We start from the raw sequence: 18,953 nt of genomic DNA on the forward strand, positions 1-18,953 counted from the left end.
TCCCATGCGCTCTCTTACCCTGCATCTGAAGGTCCTGATCGCCATCCTGCTGACGCTGGGCGTCGCGATCACTGCCTACCAGATCTTCGTCCTCGGCATTCCCATGACCGAGGCCGAGACCGACGACCTGTGGAACATCGACGCCAAAGTCGAGTTCGTCGCCACGCCGAAGACCCCGGTGAAGGTGCAGATGTTCGTGCCGCCGCTGACTCAGGATTACGTCAGCCTCAACGAGAGCTTCGTCTCCAACAACTACGGCGTGGGCATCAACCGCTCGGACGGCAACCGCAAGGTGACCTGGTCCTCGCGCCGCGCCAGCGGCCAGCAGACTCTCTACTACCGCCTGGTGCTGACCAAGCGCTATGCCGGCGCCAGCGGCGAAAAAGCCAAGGAGAAAGGCCCGATCTTCCGCGACAGCCTGCCGCTCGAAGGCCCGGACAAGATCGCCGCCGAAGCGCTGATCGCGCCCATCCGCCAGCACTCGGCGGATGTCGAGACCTTCGTCAGCGAAGCCATCAAGCGCGCCAACAACCTCAATGACGACAACGTGAAGCTGCTGCTGGCCGGCGATACCAGCCTGGACAAGCGCTCCCACGTGGTCGAGACCCTGCTCGCCGTGGCCCACGTGCCGCTGGAGCGTGTGCACACCATCCGCCTGGTCGCCAACCAGCCGCAACAACCCGAACTCTGGCTGCGCAGCTACAACGGCAAGGAGTGGCTGTACTTCAACCCGGAAACCGGCGAACGCGGCCTGCCCAACGACCGCCTGATATGGTGGCTGGGTGACGAGAGCCTGCTGTCCATCGAAGGCGGCAAGAAAGCGACGGTCAATTTCAGCCTGAACAGCAGCGAGATGAACGCCATCCGCCTGGCCAAGCTGTCGGACGAGAACACCGACGCGGCCTTCCTCGAATACTCGCTGTACGGCCTGCCGCTGTCTACCCAGCAGACCTTCCAGATCATGATCATGATCCCGTTCGGCGTGCTGGTGATCCTGGTGCTGCGCAACCTGATCGGCCTGCAGACCCTGGGTACCTTCACCCCGGTGCTGATCGCCCTGGCCTTCCGCGAGACCGGCCTGCAGTGGGGCATCGGCCTGTTCACGGTGATCACCGCCCTGGGCCTGTCGCTACGCTCGTACCTGGAACACCTGAAGTTGCAGATGCTGCCGCGCCTGTCGGTGGTGCTGACCTTTGTGGTGGTGATGATCGCCGCTATCAGCCTGCTCAGCCACAAGCTCGGCTTCGAGAGCGGCCTGTCGGTCGCCCTGTTCCCGATGGTGATCCTGACCATGAGCATCGAACGCCTGTCGATCACCTGGGAAGAGCGCGGCGCCGCCCACGCCATGAAGGCTGCCATCGGCACCCTGTTCGCCGCCGCCCTGGCGCACATCCTGATGCGCGTACCGGAACTGGTGTACTTCGTGTTCACCTTCCCGGCCGTGCTGCTGATCCTGGTGTCGTTCATGCTGGCGATGGGTCGCTACCGCGGTTACCGCCTGACCGAACTGTTCCGCTTCAAAGCCTTCCTCAAGGACTAAGCCATGTTCGGCCTGATCAAGCGATGGAAAGCCCTGGAAGCCAAAGGCATCATGGGCATCAACCGACGCAACGCGGACTACGTGCTCAAGTACAACCAGCGGCACCTGTACCCGATCGTCGACGACAAGATCATCACCAAGCAGCGCGCCATCGAAGCGGGCATCCACGTACCGGAAATGTACGGGATCATCTCCACCGAGAAGGAGATCGAACGCCTGCCGGAAATCATCGGCGAGCGCAGCGACTTCGTGATCAAGCCGGCGCAGGGCGCCGGCGGCGACGGCATCCTGGTAATCGCCGACCGCTTCGAGGAACGCTACAAGACGGTCTCCGGGCGGATCATCAGCCACGAGGAAATCGAGCACCAGCTGTCGAGCATCCTCACCGGCCTGTACTCCCTGGGCGGCCACCGCGACCGCGCGCTGATCGAGTACCGGGTGACCCCGGACCAGATCTTCAAGAGCATCAGCTACGAAGGCGTGCCGGACATCCGCATCATCGTCCTGATGGGCTACCCGGTGATGGCGATGCTCCGCCTGCCGACCCGCCAGTCCAACGGCAAGGCCAACCTGCACCAGGGCGCCATCGGCGTGGGTGTGGACCTGGCCACCGGCCTGACCCTGCGCGGCACCTGGCTGAACAACAAGATCAGCAAGCATCCGGACACCACCAATGCGGTGGACGGCGTGCAGTTGCCGAACTGGGACGGCTTCATGAAGCTCGCCGCCGGCTGCTACGAGCTATGCGGCCTGGGCTACATCGGCGTGGACATGGTGCTGGACCAGGATAAGGGCCCGCTGATCCTCGAGCTCAACGCCCGGCCCGGCCTGAACATCCAGATCGCCAACGACTGCGGCCTGACCCTGCGCACCCATGCCGTGGAGGCGCATATCGCCGAGCTGGAAGCCAAGGGCGTGAAGGAGACTGTGGAGGAGCGCGTGCGCTTCTCCCAGCAGCTGTTCGGCCATGTTCATCCGAAGGAAGTCTGAGTCGCCCTGCCCCAGGAAAAAGCCCGGCAAATGCCGGGCTTTTTCATGGGGTAGTCGCTGCGCTATCTACCTGTAGGAGCGAGCTTGCTCGCGAACGGATCCCCCGGCAACTCCGCAGTCGGGCGGTTCGCGAGCAATAACTAGGCGTCCCCCTCGGTCCTACAAAGAGCTTCAGCTCAGCGCACCACCGCCAGCTCGAAGCCCCCCTGGTCGCCGTGATCGCGCACCTTCATCCCCGCCTCGTTCACCGCCAGGTTCTCCAGCGGGCGCTTGTACGGTTTGTTATCCAGAGTCTGCAGGCTGCGGTCCTCATCGGTGGTCAGCAACAGCACGTAGCGCTCGCCCTGGTTCGCACGCACCGGGATGGTCCCCTCGATAAACGCATAGCGGTACCAGGTTTCCGGATTGAGCTTGTACACCGCGTCGCTCACCAGCCGGGTCGGGCGTTTCTGCTCGTCGAGGAACAGCAGCGACGGGTAGACCACCTGGTGATTGGCGAAGCTGCGCACGCGCAGGCCGTAGACGCGCTGGGAGCTGGGCAACTTCATCGCCACGTAGTAGCTCTTGCCCATGGGGAAGTCGAAGCTCGGCGAGAACTTGTTCAGCTCCTCATAACGCGGTTCCTCGGCCGACAGTTCGGTGAAGTCGCCCTCGCCCATCTGGTCGCAGCAGCGCCGCTGCAGGTCGACGTAGAGATCGTCCAGGGTCTTGCCGCTGCCCTTGAGCAGTGCCTTCATGGCGTCGGTCTGCTCGCCTGCACCATCGAGCCCCGGCAAGTTGCTCGGGCGTGTTTTCAGGTCGATCTGACGGCCTTCGGTGAAGGCGATCTGGCTGCCGCCCTGTTCGCCACGACGGAAGGTTTCGCCGCGCTGCTGCGCAGTGATCGGCGAGTTGCGTACCTGGCCCTTGTCGTCGACCCAGGTGAAGTAAGGGCTGCCGTTCTCGCTGCGGACGAAGCCGCGGTCCTCATAGGACTCGGCATCGATGTACTCGGAAGAATGATCACCGTTGGGCAGCACATAGTCGGCACGCCCAGGCGCGACCTGGCCGGCGGCGTAGAAGCTGTTCTGCAGGTTGCCCTGGGCATCGACCCAGGTGAAATAGCGCCTTTTGCTCTCCCCCGCTGGCCGGCTTCCCGGCCACTGGGTAGCGCTGACGTCGATCAACCGCGCTCGGTCGCTCCGGTCGATGCGTTTGTCCGCCTGGCGTTGCTGTTTGGCATAGCTGTCGTCGACGAAGGTGTTGTGCACCTGGCCGCTGTCGTCGACCCACGACAGGTAGCGGCCGCTGGCGGCCTGCGCCGACGCACTCAGGCCGGCGGCGGCGATGCAGGAGATCAGGAGGGTCAGCCTGCCCATGTTCATGCCCTCAGAAGGTGGTGCGGTAAGTCATGGCGAAGACGTAGGCCTTCACCGTGGTGCTGACATCGAGTCCGGCATAAGGGTTGTAGACCAGGTTGTCGATGCCGGTGCAGTTCAGGTTGCAGCTGGTGCCCGCCTTGATGCTCTGCTTGGAGACGAAGTAGTTGAAGCCCAGGTCGATCACCGTGTCCTTGTCCCACTGATAGCCCAGACCCAGGCCGTAGAGGTTGGCATCGCCAATGGGCACCAGGGCATCCGCCTTGTCCTTGGGAATCGCCGAGGGCCGGTACTCGTAACCGGCGCGCAGTTGCAGGCGGTCGTTGACGTCGTACTGCATGCCCATGGCGTAGCTCCAGGTGTCCTGGTAGCCGCGGTCGAGGATGATGCTGTGGTCGGTGGCGCCGTTGGGCGCGAAGTTCTTGGCGATACGCAGCAGGTCGAGCTCCTTGTCGAACTCGATTTCCAGCTTGTTCCAGTCGCTGTAGTCAGTCCACTTCAGGTCGAAGTTGAATTGCCACTTGTCGAACGGACGCACCTTGATGCCGGTGGAGAAGCTGTCCGGGTTGACCATGTTCAGCGTCGCCACACCGTGCTCTTCCTCGGCATTGCCATAGGGGAACAGCGGGCTGAGGAAGGCGCCGAACACGGAGCTCTGCATGCCGGACCAGAAGCCCTGCCAGTCCTTGGTGTAGTCGACGCGGTACTTGCCCTTGAGGTGCATGCGCGACTCGCTCTGGTAAGTCGCGCCCCAGGCGAACCAGTCGTAGGGCTCCCAGAGCACGCCGAGGTTGAAGCTCGGCGACAGGGTCTGCTGCATGTCCAGCTTGAGGTTGGCCAGCGAATCGTAGGGGCCGATGCGACCACCGCAGACGTTGAACACCAATTCGACGATTTCCTGTGCGCCCGGCACGCAGGTGGTGTCGTGCAGGGTCTGCAGCAGGCCGGTGAGCAGGCCGGGGTTGCGGAAGTCGGTATCCAGGGCCATGGCCTGGTGCGAGAAGCCGATCGACAGGCCCGCCGACAGCGTGTCGTTGACCTCATAGCCCACCGAGGGCGAGAAGTAGGTGATGCGTTGCAGCGAGACGCGACGGCCTTCGTAGCGCGCCGGGTCGCTGTCGGAGTCGCGCGAATAGCCCAGCGCCTGGGGCGCGTAGACGTTGGTGGCGAAGGTGAACTTGGAGCCGGGCGGGTTGATCGACAGCCCCGCCAGTGGCGCCACCAGCAGCGGCATGTCGGTCATGCCGCCGAGGCCCGGCAGGTACATGGTCGGGGTCAGGGTACGGCTGTTCTGGCCGGCCACCGGGTCGTCGTCCAGGCCGAATGCGGCGGAGCCATAGTCCGGCGGTGCCTTGAAACCAGCGCGGATGTCCATGACCCCGGTGATCAGCTTGATCTGGGTCTGGCGACCCTTGAGCTTGGTCAGGGCGGCGGGGTTGTAGTGCACCGCGTCGATGCCGGTGGAGTCGGCCGTGACCGCGTTGGCCATGGCCATGGCCTTGGGGTTGCCGATGGTCAGGTCGTTGGCCAACTGGGCGTTGGCGAGCGTCGCCCAGCCAAACCCCACCCCTGCCATCGCCACCGCGAGGGGCGAAATGCGCATAGTCATGTGGTAGTCGCTCGTCGGTTACTGGGCTTTGAGGCCTTGGATATCCAGGGGTAGGGAAACCCCCAGCAGTACATCCGGCGAGTCTTCGGTCAGACCGAAACCGGCGTTCACGTTGACGATGTAGTCCGGCGATGTTCGCAGGCCGAGCGAGAAGTTCATGATCGCGCTGGTCTGCTCGGGTGCCTCGACCGTACGGTCGTTGAAGTAGTACTTGTTCTTGAACGAGTAGGCCATCTGGTAGGAGGTGGCCAGGGAAACGTCGTAGGACAGTGCGTAGGCCATGCCCATGGCGAAGTTCAGGGTATCGCCCGGCACCACCTTCTCCAGTTCTTCGCCGTACTGGTTCTGGTGGATGTCGTCGACCTTCATGTTGTAGGTGTAACCGAGGGAGCCGTAGAGCACGACCGGGTCGATCACGTAGGACATGTTGGCACCGGCGCCCAGGCTGTAGAAACCGTTGCCGGTGGAAACGTCGTCCTGCACGTTACCCTTGTACGGGCTGTCGCCGGTGGGCAGGCCGAGGGTTGCGTAGAGCGTGGTGACCGGCCGGCCGCGACGCGCCGCCCAGGGCTGCCAGCGCAGGGTCGCGGAAACGTCGCCCAGACTGTAGGCATGGATGTCACGCTCGGTGTCGTACTTGGCAACGAAGGGCAGACGCATGCTGAAGGTCAGGTTGTCCCAGATGCCGTAGTCGAAGGTGAAGGAATTGGTGAAGGTGTGCTGCGCCTCGCTCTGGGCCAGTACGCTGTAGACGTTCTCGCCACTGCGCACGGCCTGCAGGCGCGTGTCGCGCATCAGGGTGTAGTCGAAGCCGTAGGTCAGCTGGCGCTCACCCTTCTTGAGCAGGGTGTAGCTTTTCTCGGCGGCCTGGAACACCTGCTCCAGCGCCTTGGCGCTGTCGGCATCGGTGTCCTTCTTGGCCAGCGCGTCACGCGCGTCTTCGGTTGTCGCTTCTTCGGCGATGGTGCTGGTGCTTACCAGCAAGGCCAGAGCGGCAACGCACGCAAACCCCTTGAAATCCATGTTGCTATCCCCTGGTCTTGTTCTTATTCGTCTGGGCCGATCGGGCGATCACTTGCGCCGGATGTACTGAACATCCCCCTTCGTGGCGGCTTCGCCAATCTGGTTCTGGGTGAGCTTGCTCATCTCCGGGAATTCGCGGAATGCCAGCAGGCTGACGGTCCGGTCATCCACCAGACGCAGGTCGGCCTCGCGCAGCTCCAGGGCGTTCTTGGGCTCCTGGCCGCTGGGGTAGATGACGAAGAGCACGTTCTGGTCCCAGATTTCTTCGAAACGGGCGCGGGTGAAACTGATGTTGCCCAAGGCAGGATCGGCAACGAAGACGTGGTCGTTGTAGACATCGCGGACCACGACGAAATGCTTGAAGCCGGCATAGTGGATCGGCACCAGCGCCGGGTGTTCGAGCGAGTCCAGGTCGGAGAACTCGGCACGGAAGCCGCCACTCTTGTAGCCGAGTGCAGCGGCATAACGCTTCATGTCCAGAAGCGAGAAACCACGGCGCTGGACGATCTTGTCGGCCTCGCCGTACTTGATCAGGCCTTCCATGACCTGACGCTCTTCCAGATTGCGGCCCAGGTAGTAATCCAGCAGCGTGGTCAGTGCCGCCGAGCCACAGCTGTAGTCATAGGCCTGGCGGATAACGTTGCGGAACTGCACCTGGCTCATCGGTTCAAGTTGCACCGACTCGCGAAACGGTCCGTTGGGCGTGAGCGGCTGCGAGATATTCACTGTGCCCTGCTGCTGCGGCTTGGTATCCACCGCCTGGGTAAAACCGAACAGACCCAGCAGGCTTCCCAGCAGAATCTCGAACATCCAGCCCCCTTCGCTTCAATCCTGGAAAAACCTTGCCGGCAGGCGCCGGCAAGGGTTACCGCGCGTACAACCTCGGGATCAGTGACCCCAGACCTTCACGGTCGAACCAGCCAGGTTCAGGTTGGAAACGGTCAGCGAGCCAATGCTGGCTCCAGTGGTGCCAACCTTGACGGCGTCGATGGTAACGTCGCCGGTCACGGTGGGCAGACCGATGGCGAGCTGCTGGGTTGCAACAGCGGTGCCGCCACCGGACGGGGTGATGTTGGTGGTCACCACGTCGACAGTCATCGGGGCGTTGTCGGCAATGGTCACGCTCGGCAGATGGATACCCTGCAGGACCAGGGAACCGCCGCCGGCATCGGCGTCCTTGTAGGTGATGGCGCCGATGGAGGCGTTGAAGGTACCGGAAATGCTGATGCCATCCTGGCCGGTGATACCGGACAGTGCAGCGTCATCCATGGATTTCATGTCGGCATGTGCCAGGAACGGAGCGGCCAGAACTGCGCTTGCAAGAACCAGTTGCTTGATTTTCATTGTTATAAATCTCCAGTGTTCAGGTGGGGTTGCCCCAGGCACTGCAAGGGGCGTCCTACCCCGCTGCAGGTTGACCGGCTGCTGCCGATCTTCCAGACCCACGACTTCTTCCTTAGGCGCCGCAGGTATGGATTCGTGAAGCACGAAGCTTCGCGTCCTGATCTCCAAGCTACTGACCCGCCGTGAACCTGCCAGCCCATCCAAGGGATGGCGCAAACGAACCGTCTGACTCAAGCTTCGCTCAGCAATCCCAGACTCTTTCCCTTGAGAACCGCCTGAGTCCGACTGCGCACGCCGAGCTTGGCGAACAGGTTGTGCAGATGCCACTTGATGGTGGCCTCCGACAAATGCACCGCCTGGGCGATGTCGCGGTTCGACAAGCCCGCCGCCACGAGCCGCAGAATCTCCCGCTCTCGATGGCTAACATCCTGATTTTCTTCGAAACTTTCCGGATCGACAGACAGCCTTCGGCACTGCTCGCGAAGCATTTCCGCAACCCCCTGCCAGGCCGAGGCACGTTTGGGTTCAGCTACCTTCCAGGCATCCCAGAGCGGTAGCAGCCACAGCGCGTCGTCCTGGAACAGCCGCCGGTAGCCCAGGTTCCAGGCTTCTTCCAGGGTGGGAGCGAACAAAGCGAAGGCTTTTTCGCTGTTACCTTTCTGCCAATACGCCACAGAAAGTAACAGCGAAAGACGCAGCCGCCGGTCGCGCTGATAAAGTGAGGTAAAGCCCGCCAGGCACGATTCCAGACGCTGCTGGGCACGCTCGGCATGGCGCTCTGACAGAGCCAGGCGCGCCTCGGCCATCACCAGTGCGGAGTGAGCGTCGGCATAGCGCTCGGCGTTGAGCCCGGAGAGATGCCCCGCCAGTTGCAGGCACACACGCTCGGCCTCGTTCGGCCGGCGCATCCACAGCAGCAATTGCACCTTGCAGCTCATGGCCAACGCATGCACACGCTCATAGCCCGGCGACTGCAGGCCAACCAACCATTCGTCGAGCTGGGCCAACCCTTGTTCGGCTTCACCGGCAAAGAAACGCGCCCTGGCCATCACCAGTTGACCACGACTGATCAGCTCCACCGGCGTGGCGACATCGCGCCAGGTGGTGGCCAAGGGCAATTCGGCGAGAATCGCCGCGTGGCGATCCTGCTCATACAGCAAATCGGCATAGGCCAGGGACAGCGGTCCGCCGACCCGACTGCGCCGACCGAAAACCCGTTCCACTCGGCTGCGCGCGCTTTCGGCAATGGTCCGGCCGCGCTCCAGTTCGCCGCGTTCCTTGCAGATCAGCGCTTCGATCATGCTGACCACGACCTGCAGGTATTCGCTATCGGCCATGCGCAGGCAATCACGGGCAACACCGATGGCGTTGGCCGCCTCGGCATAGTCACCCAGCAGCGCATACGCAGCCGCCTGGATGCACGACAGGCTGGCGCGAAACACCGGCTGGCTGCCCGGCACCAGCGCCAGCCACTGGCGCGCCACCTTCAGGCAAGCCTCCAGTTTGTCCTGGTAGAGCAGCACGAGCGCCTTCAGCACCTGGGCCACGGCGAGCAACTCGGCCATGCCGAAGTGGCGCACCTTGCCCTGGCCCTGCAGCAGCCGGACGCTGAGCTCTTCGATCAGCGCCTCGGCCTCGGCGAACTTCTGCTCGAAGGCCAGCTGCCAAGCGTAGAAGATCTGAAACACCGGATGTTCGCGGATCACCTCGGCAGGAATGCTGCTGAGCATGCCGAGAATGCCGTAGACGCGGTTGCCGGCGATCAGCTTGGCGCCCTGGCGCTCCAGCAGGTCGGCGGCAAACGCATAGTCACGGGCGCGCAGGGCGTACTTGATCGCGCGGTCAGCCATGTCGCGACTCTCGCACCAGCGAGCCGCGGCGTGCAGCAGCGGTGTCGGGTCGGAGTTGCGCGCCAGGCGGCCCTGGAGGAACTCGGCGAACAGGTGGTGATAACGAAACCACTCGCGCTGGTCGTCCAGCGGGATGATGAACAGTTGCTCATTCTGCAACCGCATCAGCATGTCCAGGCCATCCCGGCGCCCGGTCAGCGCATTGCACAGCTCGGCGCAGAACTCGTCGAGCACCGAGGTCTGGTCGAGGAACTGCTGCAGCGGTTCGGGCAGGCTGCGCAGCACGTCCTCGGCGAGGTAATCGGCGAGGTCGCGCTCGGTACCGGAGAGCCCCTTGAGCAGCGCCGCGCGATCCGGATTGCGCGCCAGCGCCAGCGCCGCGAGATGCAGCGCAGTGATCCAGCCTTCCGTGCGCTTGTGCAGCAGTTTGAGCTCGCTGTCGCTCAGCGCCAGGCCCTTGAGTTCGGTAAGGAAGGTGTCGGTTTCCTCGCGGGTCAGGCGCAGGTCGTCACCGCTCAGGCAGAAGGCCCACGGCGCCAGGCCCGGCTCGTCCACTAGGAAGCGCGGGCGATAACGGGTGCTGGTGACCAGGCGAATGTTGTCCGGCAGGTGCTCGATCAGGTAGCGCGCGCCGTGGGCCAGGGCCGGGTGGCGAATCTGGTGGAAGTCGTCGAGGAACAGGTACAGCGGCCCGTCGAGGCGGCTGAGATCCGAGAGGAAGGCGTCGATGATGCCTTCCAGCGGCAGGGTCATGTCCGACTGCAGCAGGTTCGAGGTGTTGGTGCCGAAGTCCGCCTCGACACTGCGAATGCTCGCCACCAGGTACTGCACCAGTCGCTGCGGCTCGCTGTCACCCTCGTCGCAGGACATCCAGGCGACCCGTGCCCCGCTCTGCATCAGGCGCTGGCGGAACAGGCTGAGAATGGTGCTCTTGCCGAAGCCGGCCGGTGCACTGAGGATCAGCACGCGCTGCTGGCGATTGGCGTACAGGCGATCGATCAGGGCGCGGCGCGGAAGCAGCGAATCGCTGTCGGTGCGCGGCGGGAACAGCTTGGTGCGCAGCAGCGGCATGGGCTGCTGCGGCAGTGTGGTCAGGGTCGTCATGTCAGAGCAGACTCAGCTCGCGGGCACGGCGTATCGCTTGGGTCCGATTGCGCACCTTGAGCTTCTCGTAGATGTTGTGCAGGTGCCATTTGACGGTGCCCAGGGCCAGCGACAGCTGCTGGCCGATCTCCTCGTTGGAGAGTCCCTGGGCCGCCAGGCATACCACCTCGCGCTCGCGGTCGGTCAGACCTTCCTCGAGCACCTCGGGTGACCTGCGTGCTTCCTGCCCCGGCCAGACGGTCAACATTCCGCGAATGAAGACCTGCAGTGCCGGTTGTCGCTCGGTGGATTCCAGCTGCTGCAGCAACTGGCGAATCCCCTCGCCTTCCTCGATGAAAATGCTCCGCACCCCCTCCCGCTCGGCGCCGACCAGGCATTGGCCGAGCAGGCTGTGGGAGCGCTCCTGATAGCCCAGGCGCTGGTAGCTCAAGGCCGCCAGCAGGTCCAGGCGCAGCCGTTGCAGGCCGTGCCAGCCCGGCTGCAGCATGCCGCGCAGTTGGGTGATTTCGTGCAGCGCCTCGCTGAAGTGCCCGCGCGCCTGGAGCAGGCGAACCCGGCTGATGCCCTGTACCCAGAGCACCGGGTTGAACGGCATCTGCTTGTAGTGGCTGGCGAGCTTGGCCCAGTCGATGGCCTTGAGGCGCTGCTCGGCGCGCTTGCAGCGATCAGTGGCAGTTTCCTGGAGGATCAGGTTGATCTCCTCGCCCACTGCCATGGCAAAGAAGCGCCAGGACTGGTTGCGCGAGGCCAGGGTCTGCATCAGACCCAGCGTGGCCAGCGCCTCCTTGCCGCGCCCCTGCAGGCGCTGGATGCGCGCCAGGCACTGCATACCCTGGGCGTAGAGGTCGATGGGATTGACCACATCGACCCGACCCAGCGCCCAGCGCAGCCGCTCTTCCAGGCCGTCCAGCTCGGTACGGTAGTAGGCGGTCAGCGCTTCCGCGATGGCCGGCAGGGCGAGCGCCTGGGAGCGCTTGTCGAACAGCGGCATGGCCTGCTCGCGCACGCGCTCGATGAGCATCTGCGCCTGTTTGACCTGGCCCTGCTCCAGCGCCAGCACCACTTCGATGGTGCACTGCTGCATGTGCAGGTAGCGGCCGTCGAGGAAGTGGTTGCGCTGCTGCGCCAACCCCATCAATCGACGTGCCTGCTCCGCCTGGCCACGCACGACCTGGGCGAAGGCCGCGATCAGCAGGATGGCTCCCTCGAGAAACGCCGAGTTCTGACCCAGCTGGCTCTCCACCTTGCGCGCCAGGGTGATGCACTGCTCCAGGTCATCCTTCTGCAGCGCCAGCACGGCCTTCACTGCCAGTGCCGAAAGGTACTGGTTGCCCATCGGGCCGCTGCCGCGCGAGTCGCCCCAGCGCGCCAGCAGCTCGTCGATCATGCGGTTGGCCTCGGGCAGGCTGAGCTCCGTGGCGCGGGTCCAGACGTCGCTGAGCACAAGGATCGGGTAGCGCTCGGCGATCTCGTTGGGCACATGTTTGCGCCAGCGCGAAATCAGGTACAGCTGGCCACGGTTGATCAGCTCCAGGCCGCAGCCGTCCACCAGCGCAGCGAGCATCTCCGGATCCTCGGCGAGGCAGGCGTGCTCGATGGCCAGGGTCGGCATGTGGTGATTGGTGAACCACAGGCTGGCGTTGAAGTGCAGTTGCTTGAAGCGTTCCGGGTCGCGCTCGCGCAGGCGGGCCCGGAGAAAGTCGGCAAACAACTGGTGGAAGCGGTACCACTGGCGATCCCGGTCCAGCGGCAGGAGGAACAGCTGCATGCTGTCCAGGTGCTCCAGCAGCGCCTGGCCATCCTGGCGACCGGTCAGGGTATTGGCCAGGTCGCCGTTCAGGCGATTGGCAATCCCCAGCGAGAGCAGTGCGTCCTGCACATCGGCGGGCAGGCGCTCGAACACCGCGCGCAGCAGGTAATCGCCCACCGCCGCCTTGTCGCTGCTGAGCAGCTTGAGGTCCTCCGGCGCGCCAGACTGCTGGCGCAACCACAGGCTGACCAGGTGCACCCCCGCCATCCAACCTTCGGTCTGGTTGTGTAGCGACTGCAGGCAGCTATCTTCGAGTTGCAGGCCATCGCGGGCCAGGTATTCGCGGGTTTCGTCGCGGGACAGGCGCAGCTCGTCCTGGCCGATTTCCAGCAGCAGGCCCTTGGCGCGCCAGGTGGCGAGGTTCAGCGGCGGCTGGGAACGGCTGCCGATGGCCAGGGTGAGGCCGGGCGGCGCGTATTGCACCAGGCGATTGAGGCCGGCGAAGACGTCGGAATGGGTGATCTCATGCAGGTCGTCGAGTACCAGCAGGACCTTGCGCTCGTCGCGGGAGAGGTCCATCAGCAGGCTTTCCATGACCGCGACCACGGGCACGCGCATGGTGTTGCGCACGTAGCCCAGCGCATCCTCGCCGATGCCCGGCACGGCAGTGGCCAGCGCCTGGATGAGTTTCAGGCAGAAACGGCCGGGATCGTCGTCGTCACTCTCCAGGGAGAGCCAGGCGACCTGGTGGCCTTCGCTCGCACGCTTGCCGGCCAATGCCGCCAGCGCGGTGGTCTTGCCAAAACCGGCCGGCGCGCAGAACTGCAGTATCGAGGCATAAGGATGACGGTCCAGGGCATTCTGTACCGCGGGACGAATCAAATAATCAGCAGGCACCCGAGGGGGTGTTAATCTGGAGCGCAGAAGGCTGCCGGCTGCGGGTTCGAGCACTACATCCACGGCCTGTATCCCTATGTCATTATCGTTGTTGGTACGGAGCATCGTCCGCGTGGGATTCGTCACTTCTTATCAGAATGCCCTTCCTACGTAAACTGAAGAAATAGCTCTAGGATCGATACTTCAGCCGACCTGATCACCTCATTTGCCTGCACGCTGTTACCCATGCCTGACTGTTTTTTGCACCCGCTTCCCTACCAGGAAGACCCGGGCGAACGCTTCGCCCTGATCCATCGGGCACCCGGCGCCGTCCTCCTGGACGCCGGTCGACCCATTGCCACACGTGGACGCTATGACCTTCTGAGCGCCTGGCCATTGGCAGAGTTGGCACCTTTGGCCGGAGAATCGGCCAACCGCTTTTTCGCTCGAGTAAGAAGCGCCCTGCAGAGCCTGGGCGAAGCTCGAGTACCCGACACTGTCGATGTGCCATTCGTCGGCGGAATGATCGGATATCTCGGATATGACTTTGGCCGGCGCATCGAGCACCTGCCCGAACCGAACCTGGATGATCTCGCCCTGCCCGATGCGCGCCTGGGCCTGTATGCCTGGGCGCTGCTCACCGACCACGAGGAACGCAGCAGCCGGTTGGTATTCCATCCGGCGCTGGCGGCGGACGAGCGGGAGCGCCTGATCAGGCTGTTCGAAGCGGCTCATGATGGCGACGCCCTGCCGCCCTTCCGGCTGGGTGCGCCATTCCGGCCGGACCTGAGTCGCGATCAGTACCGCGAAGCGCTGGAGCGAGTGCACAACTATATCCTGGCCGGCGACTGCTATCAGGTTAACTACACCCAGCGCTTCCGCGCCCCCTGCAGCGGCTCCCCCTGGCTGGCCTACCGCGCGCTGCGCGAGGCCTGTCCTACGCCGTTTGCCGGCTATCTGGCATTGCCTGAAGGCGCCGTCCTCAGCCTGTCGCCGGAGCGCTTCATCCAGCTTCACGGCAACCAGGTGGAAACCCGCCCGATCAAGGGTACCCGCCCGCGCGGCAATACCCCCGAGGCCGACCGGAACAACGCCGAAGCCCTGCTCGCCAGCGAGAAGGACCGCGCCGAGAACCTGATGATCGTCGACCTGCTGCGCAATGACCTGGGCCGTAGTTGCCGGCCGGGCAGCGTGCGTGTACCCGAGCTGTTCGCAGTGGAGACCTACCCCAATGTCCACCACCTGGTCAGCAGCGTGCGCGGCGAACTGGCGGCCGACAAGGATGCGCTGCACCTGCTCGAAGGCAGCTTCCCCGGCGGCTCCATCACCGGCGCACCGAAGGTTCGCGCCATGCAGATCATCGATGAACTGGAGCCGACCCAGCGCAGCATCTACTGCGGCAGCCTGCTCTATCTCGACGTGCGTGGCGAGATGGACAGCTCCATCGCCATCCGTACCGTGCTGGTGAAGGACGGCCAGGCCAGTTGCTGGGCCGGCGGCGGCATCGTGGCCGACTCCAACTGGGAGGAAGAATACGAGGAGTCGCTGACCAAGGTGGGCGTGCTGCTGCGCACACTGGAAAGCCTGTGAGGCTCGCTGGGATTGCCAGTTACCTACAGAAAAAGAAGCCGATAAGAAAAAGCCCCGCATCCGCGGGGCTTTTTCATCACAGCCGGTCTTACAGGCTGAGGGGGCGATTGGACGCCTTGAGGAATTCCTTCTTCAGGTCCTCATAGGTGTGCACCGCCGGGAACTGCGGGAACTCGCGAATCACGTTTTCCGGCGCGTGGAACAGGATGCCGGCGTGGGCTTCGGAGAGCATGGTGGTGTCGTTGTAGGAATCGCCAGCGGCGATGACACGGTAGTACAGGCTCTTGAAGGCGATGACCGACTGACGCTTCGGATCCTTCTGGCGCAGCTGGTAATCCACCACGCGATCAGTCTCGTCGGTGATCAGCTTGTGGCACAGCAGGGTCGGGAAACCGAGCTGGCGCATCAGCGGCTGGGAAAACTCGTAGAAGGTGTCGGAAAGGATCACCACCTGGAAGCGCTCGCGCAGCCAGTCGACGAACTCCACGGCGCCTTCCAGCGGCTTCAGGGTGGCGATCACTTCCTGGATGTCGGACAGCTTAAGGCCGTGCTCGTCGAGAATGCGCAGACGCTGCTTCATCAGCACGTCGTAGTCCGGAATATCGCGAGTCGTCGCCTTGAGCGCTTCGATACCGGTTTTTTCAGCGAAGGCGATCCAGATTTCCGGAACCAGAACCCCTTCCAGGTCGAGACAGGCGATTTCCACGAACGATTTCCCCGCAGGATTGACTTGAGAGGCGGCACTCTAGCCGCTCGCTCCAAGCGGCGCAACGCGGCACTTATACCCAAACACATCAGTCGACCTTCCTGATGGTTATTTAGGGGCATATCCCCCTCTTTGCTACCATCGCGCCCACAGAGCGCACTGCGCCATTAAAACTAGGAATACCGCCTGATGAGCCTCCCGTTCGATATCGCGGAAATCGCCGCGAGCTACGCCAGCAAATCCCCACAGGACATCCTGAAGTTTGCCTTCGAGCACTTCGGCGACGACCTGTGGATTTCCTTCAGCGGCGCCGAGGACGTGGTGCTGGTGGACATGGCCTGGAAGCTCAACAAGAACGTCAAGGTATTCAGCCTGGACACCGGCCGCCTGCATCCGGAGACCTATCGCTTCATCGAACAGGTCCGCGAGCACTATGGTATCGCCATCGAGGTGATGACCCCGGACCCTCGCCTGCTGGAGCCGTTCGTCAAGGAAAAGGGCTTGTTCAGCTTCTTCAAGGACGGCCACGGCGAGTGCTGCGGCATCCGCAAGATCGAGCCGCTCAAGCGCAAACTCTCCACCGTGACCGCCTGGGCCACCGGGCAGCGCAAGGACCAGAGCCCCGGCACCCGCAGCCAGGTCGCCGTGGTCGAGCTGGACGGAGCCTTCTCCACTCCGGAAAAGCCGCTGGTCAAGTTCAACCCGCTGGCCAACATGAGCAGCGAAGACGTCTGGGCCTACATCCGCATGCTGGAAATCCCCTACAACAGCCTGCATGAGCGCGGCTTCATCAGCATCGGCTGCGAGCCCTGCACCCGCCCCGTGCTGCCGAACCAGCACGAGCGCGAAGGCCGCTGGTGGTGGGAAGAAGCCACGCAGAAAGAGTGTGGCCTGCACGCCGGTAATTTGATCAGCAAGGCCTGAAGCCTTACCCTCGACTGACGGAAAATTCCTTGTCTACCCGCAGCACAGGATCGGACTCCTCCACGCCTGCGGCGGAGTCGATCCCATGCGTATCACCCTGGTGAAAAAGGTCCTGGCCGATGGCCAGGACTGCCGCAAGTGCCGCGAAGTCCACGAACGCCTGGTCAAGGGCGGCTACCTGAGCCGCATCGACCGCACCCTGGTCGCCGACGAGCGCAACCCCGCCAGCACCGGCTGGCTGGTTGCCGCACAGTACGGCGTGGACACCGCACCGTTCTTCGTGGTTCGTCACGATGACGGCCGCGAGGTGGTCTACACGGTGTTCATGAGCTTCCTCCACGAGGTGCTCGAAGGCCGTGGAGAGCTACCGCTGGACTCACGCGAGGCCCTCGCTGAACTGGCGCGGCGCGACGATCTGGATCGCCTGTAAACCTCAGCCTTGACGCTTTCTTGATGGGCCAGTTCTTCCCGCCCCTGAGACACAAGGAAGCTTCCCCATGGCCGACGGTTCGGATCGCACGCGCCCGAGCATTCCCGATACTGCGCTAGCGCATAGGCTGATATGAAAAAGCCCGGCAGATGCCGGGCTTCTCGCTGCTATGAACGCAATCAGTAGACCGGTAGCTCGATACCGTCGAACAGCTCATCCAGCTCGGTCTTGTTATGGCACTGCACGGCCTTGGCCAGCAGGTCGCGGGTCAGGTGGGGGGCGAACTTCTCGATGAAGTCGCACATGAAACCGCGCAGGAAGGTGCCGCGACGGAAGCCGATCTTGGTCACGCTGGATTCGAACAGGTGGCTGGCGTCGAGCATCACCAGATCGCTATCCAGCTTCGGATCGACTGCCATGTGCGCGACGATGCCGACGCCCAGGCCCAAGCGCACGTAAGTCTTGATCACGTCGGCGTCGGCCGCGGTGAACACCACCTTGGGCACCAGGCCGCGCTGGTTGAAGGCCTCGTCCAGCTTGGAGCGGCCGGTGAAGCCGAACACGTAGGTGACGATGGGCTGCTCGGCCAGCAGCTCCAGGGTCAGCTTCGGCACCTTGGTCAGCGGGTGGCCCTGGGGCACGATCACGCAGCGGTTCCAGCGATAGCAGGGCATCATGATCAGGTCACCGAACAGCTCCAGGGCCTCGGTGGCGATGGCGAAGTCGACGGTGCCGTCGGCGGCCATCTCGGCGATCTGCATGGGCGTGCCCTGGTGCATGTGCAGGGAGACGTCCGGATATTGCTTGATGAAACCACTGATCACGCCAGGCAGCGCATACCGCGCCTGGGTGTGCGTGGTAGCGATGGACAGGGTGCCCTTCTTCTCGTTGGAGAACTCCTGGGCTATCTGCTTGATGCTTTCGACCTTGCGCAGGATCTCGCCGGCCGTGGTGATGATGCGCTCACCGGCCGGGGTAACGCGGGTCAAGTGCTTACCGCTGCGGGCGAAGACTTCGACACCCAGCTCGTCTTCCAGCAGGCGGATCTGCTTGCTGATGCCGGGCTGGGAGGTGTAGAGGCTTTGGGCGGTAGCGGAGACGTTCAGATCGTGGTGCGCGACTTCCCAGATATAGCGCAGTTGCTGAAGCTTCATGGACTTTCCTCGAAATGAATGTCGCGACCCGCGATCAGGGGCTTGTCGTTTTATAACCATATTAATGGTTTAAGGAATAAAACTAGACGTTTTTTTTTGCCCTGCATGCCATTCGTCTAAAGCCCTACACAAATTCCGGGCTTGCCCGACGTATCGTCACAAAGCCCTCAACGGTGCTGCAGCATCGGTACCAGGTAGACCGGCACCTCGGCCAGTTGCACGAGTCGCCCGGCGGTGCGCCCCAGTGGCGTGTTCAGCCCCTCCCCGTGGCTGTGGCTGCCGGCGACTATGATGTCGACGCCCAGGCGCTTGGCTTCATCGAGAATCACCATCGGCGCATCCCCCTGCACCACGCGCACCGAGCGGATCAGTTCGGCATCCTGGCGCGCTTCCCCCAACTCGTCGCGGAACCCCTCCATCACCCGCTGCTCGATGCTGCCCATGACGTTGGCCAGGCCATGGGTGCGCATCTCGTTCAGCGTGCCTTCGTCCAGATAGGTCTGCAGGACGGACTCGGCGAACAGCCCCAGCGGCTCCACCGCGTGCACGACATACACCTCGGCTCCGTAGGCACGGGCCAAAGAAAGTGCGTGCTGAAGGACATAGGGGGCGTAGAGACCGAGGTCAGTGGCGTAAAGAATCGATCGGATCATGCGGCCTCCTCGACTGCCTGCGCGGCGGGGCCTATCCAGCAGCGTAGCAGGA

The 18,953-nt window shown here is 63.5% G+C and carries 15 protein-coding genes; 5 read left to right on the top strand and 10 right to left on the bottom strand.

Going from position 1 to position 18,953, the window contains the following annotated elements; all coding sequences use genetic code 11:
* Positions 1-4: 4 nt before the first annotated feature.
* Both rloB and PNI01S_RS21985 read left to right on the top strand, forming a co-directional pair.
* On the top strand, positions 5-1,540 hold the full coding sequence (rloB, locus tag PNI01S_RS21980) for an osmotic stress tolerance membrane protein RloB (RefSeq protein WP_038803686.1): 1,536 nt from the start codon (positions 5-7) through the stop codon (positions 1,538-1,540).
* Between the two features lie 3 nt (positions 1,541-1,543).
* Positions 1,544-2,530: an alpha-L-glutamate ligase-like protein gene (locus tag PNI01S_RS21985; RefSeq protein WP_024765708.1), complete on the top strand. Its 987-nt coding sequence runs from the start codon at positions 1,544-1,546 to the stop codon at positions 2,528-2,530.
* A 176-nt stretch (positions 2,531-2,706) separates the two neighbouring features.
* On the opposite strand, the gene PNI01S_RS21990 is transcribed toward PNI01S_RS21985, so the two are convergent.
* The 7 genes from PNI01S_RS21990 to PNI01S_RS22020 all read right to left on the bottom strand — a co-directional run bounded on the left by PNI01S_RS21990 (position 2,707) and on the right by PNI01S_RS22020 (position 13,528).
* Positions 2,707-3,888, bottom strand: coding sequence for a MalM family protein (locus tag PNI01S_RS21990; protein WP_024765707.1), 1,182 nt, complete (start codon positions 3,886-3,888; stop codon positions 2,707-2,709).
* 10 nt (positions 3,889-3,898) lie between these two features.
* A complete protein-coding gene (locus PNI01S_RS21995; RefSeq protein WP_024765706.1) occupies positions 3,899-5,497 on the bottom strand; it encodes an outer membrane protein transport protein in 1,599 nt (532 codons plus the stop codon).
* Between the two features lie 18 nt (positions 5,498-5,515).
* The gene (locus PNI01S_RS22000; RefSeq protein ID WP_024765705.1) at positions 5,516-6,520 is read right to left on the bottom strand and encodes a transporter; all 1,005 of its coding nucleotides are present in this window, start codon (positions 6,518-6,520) and stop codon (positions 5,516-5,518) included.
* A gap of 48 nt (positions 6,521-6,568) precedes the next feature.
* A complete protein-coding gene (locus PNI01S_RS22005; protein ID WP_024765704.1) occupies positions 6,569-7,330 on the bottom strand; it encodes a C39 family peptidase in 762 nt (253 codons plus the stop codon).
* 78 nt (positions 7,331-7,408) lie between these two features.
* Complete coding sequence (locus PNI01S_RS22010) at positions 7,409-7,864, bottom strand: DUF6160 family protein (RefSeq protein ID WP_024765703.1); 456 nt, start codon at positions 7,862-7,864, stop codon at positions 7,409-7,411.
* 230 nt (positions 7,865-8,094) lie between these two features.
* On the bottom strand, positions 8,095-10,818 hold the full coding sequence (locus tag PNI01S_RS22015; RefSeq protein ID WP_038803685.1) for a helix-turn-helix transcriptional regulator: 2,724 nt from the start codon (positions 10,816-10,818) through the stop codon (positions 8,095-8,097).
* Between the two features lies 1 nt (position 10,819).
* Entirely contained in the window at positions 10,820-13,528 is a 2,709-nt protein-coding gene (locus tag PNI01S_RS22020) for a winged helix-turn-helix domain-containing protein (RefSeq protein ID WP_084359116.1), read from the bottom strand.
* A 162-nt stretch (positions 13,529-13,690) separates the two neighbouring features.
* On the opposite strand from PNI01S_RS22020, the gene pabB reads away from it, so the two are divergent.
* Positions 13,691-15,034 (top strand): aminodeoxychorismate synthase component I, encoded by a 1,344-nt coding sequence (gene pabB / locus PNI01S_RS22025; protein WP_084359118.1) that lies wholly within the window; start codon positions 13,691-13,693, stop codon positions 15,032-15,034.
* Positions 15,035-15,122: 88 nt separating this feature from the next.
* Here pabB and thrH read toward each other — a convergent pair whose 3' ends face one another.
* Positions 15,123-15,740, bottom strand: a complete 618-nt coding sequence (gene thrH / locus PNI01S_RS22030) for a bifunctional phosphoserine phosphatase/homoserine phosphotransferase ThrH (RefSeq protein WP_024765701.1) — start codon at positions 15,738-15,740, stop codon at positions 15,123-15,125.
* Between the two features lie 189 nt (positions 15,741-15,929).
* On the opposite strand from thrH, the gene PNI01S_RS22035 reads away from it, so the two are divergent.
* Both PNI01S_RS22035 and PNI01S_RS22040 read left to right on the top strand, forming a co-directional pair.
* The gene (locus PNI01S_RS22035) at positions 15,930-16,664 is read left to right on the top strand and encodes a phosphoadenylyl-sulfate reductase (protein ID WP_037007390.1); all 735 of its coding nucleotides are present in this window, start codon (positions 15,930-15,932) and stop codon (positions 16,662-16,664) included.
* An 85-nt stretch (positions 16,665-16,749) separates the two neighbouring features.
* A complete protein-coding gene (locus PNI01S_RS22040) occupies positions 16,750-17,094 on the top strand; it encodes a hypothetical protein (RefSeq protein ID WP_024765700.1) in 345 nt (114 codons plus the stop codon).
* A 179-nt stretch (positions 17,095-17,273) separates the two neighbouring features.
* Here the strand turns inward: PNI01S_RS22040 and cysB are convergent, their stop codons facing one another.
* Positions 17,274-18,248 carry an HTH-type transcriptional regulator CysB gene (gene cysB, locus PNI01S_RS22045; RefSeq protein ID WP_024765699.1) on the bottom strand — a complete coding sequence of 325 codons (975 nt, stop codon included), beginning with the start codon at positions 18,246-18,248 and terminating at the stop codon, positions 17,274-17,276.
* Positions 18,249-18,415: 167 nt separating this feature from the next.
* Positions 18,416-18,901, bottom strand: coding sequence for a universal stress protein (locus PNI01S_RS22050; RefSeq protein ID WP_038803683.1), 486 nt, complete (start codon positions 18,899-18,901; stop codon positions 18,416-18,418).
* Positions 18,902-18,953 lie beyond the last annotated feature (52 nt).

The organism is Pseudomonas nitroreducens NBRC 12694, from assembly GCF_002091755.1.
Classification (GTDB): domain Bacteria; phylum Pseudomonadota; class Gammaproteobacteria; order Pseudomonadales; family Pseudomonadaceae; genus Pseudomonas; species Pseudomonas nitroreducens.

Excerpts from the sequence above, each read along its gene's own strand:
- rloB (WP_038803686.1), top strand. The coding sequence starts at position 5 with ATGCGCTCTCTTACCCTGCATCTGAAGGTCCTGATCGCCATCCTGCTG.
- PNI01S_RS21985 (WP_024765708.1), top strand. The coding sequence starts at position 1,544 with ATGTTCGGCCTGATCAAGCGATGGAAAGCCCTGGAAGCCAAAGGCATC.
- PNI01S_RS21990 (WP_024765707.1), bottom strand. The coding sequence starts at position 3,888 with ATGGGCAGGCTGACCCTCCTGATCTCCTGCATCGCCGCCGCCGGCCTG.
- PNI01S_RS21995 (WP_024765706.1), bottom strand. The coding sequence starts at position 5,497 with ATGACTATGCGCATTTCGCCCCTCGCGGTGGCGATGGCAGGGGTGGGG.
- PNI01S_RS22000 (WP_024765705.1), bottom strand. The coding sequence starts at position 6,520 with ATGGATTTCAAGGGGTTTGCGTGCGTTGCCGCTCTGGCCTTGCTGGTA.
- PNI01S_RS22005 (WP_024765704.1), bottom strand. The coding sequence starts at position 7,330 with ATGTTCGAGATTCTGCTGGGAAGCCTGCTGGGTCTGTTCGGTTTTACC.
- PNI01S_RS22010 (WP_024765703.1), bottom strand. The coding sequence starts at position 7,864 with ATGAAAATCAAGCAACTGGTTCTTGCAAGCGCAGTTCTGGCCGCTCCG.
- PNI01S_RS22015 (WP_038803685.1), bottom strand. The coding sequence starts at position 10,818 with ATGACGACCCTGACCACACTGCCGCAGCAGCCCATGCCGCTGCTGCGC.
- pabB (WP_084359118.1), top strand. The coding sequence starts at position 13,691 with ATGCCTGACTGTTTTTTGCACCCGCTTCCCTACCAGGAAGACCCGGGC.
- PNI01S_RS22035 (WP_037007390.1), top strand. The coding sequence starts at position 15,930 with ATGAGCCTCCCGTTCGATATCGCGGAAATCGCCGCGAGCTACGCCAGC.
- PNI01S_RS22040 (WP_024765700.1), top strand. The coding sequence starts at position 16,750 with ATGCGTATCACCCTGGTGAAAAAGGTCCTGGCCGATGGCCAGGACTGC.
- cysB (WP_024765699.1), bottom strand. The coding sequence starts at position 18,248 with ATGAAGCTTCAGCAACTGCGCTATATCTGGGAAGTCGCGCACCACGAT.
- PNI01S_RS22050 (WP_038803683.1), bottom strand. The coding sequence starts at position 18,901 with ATGATCCGATCGATTCTTTACGCCACTGACCTCGGTCTCTACGCCCCC.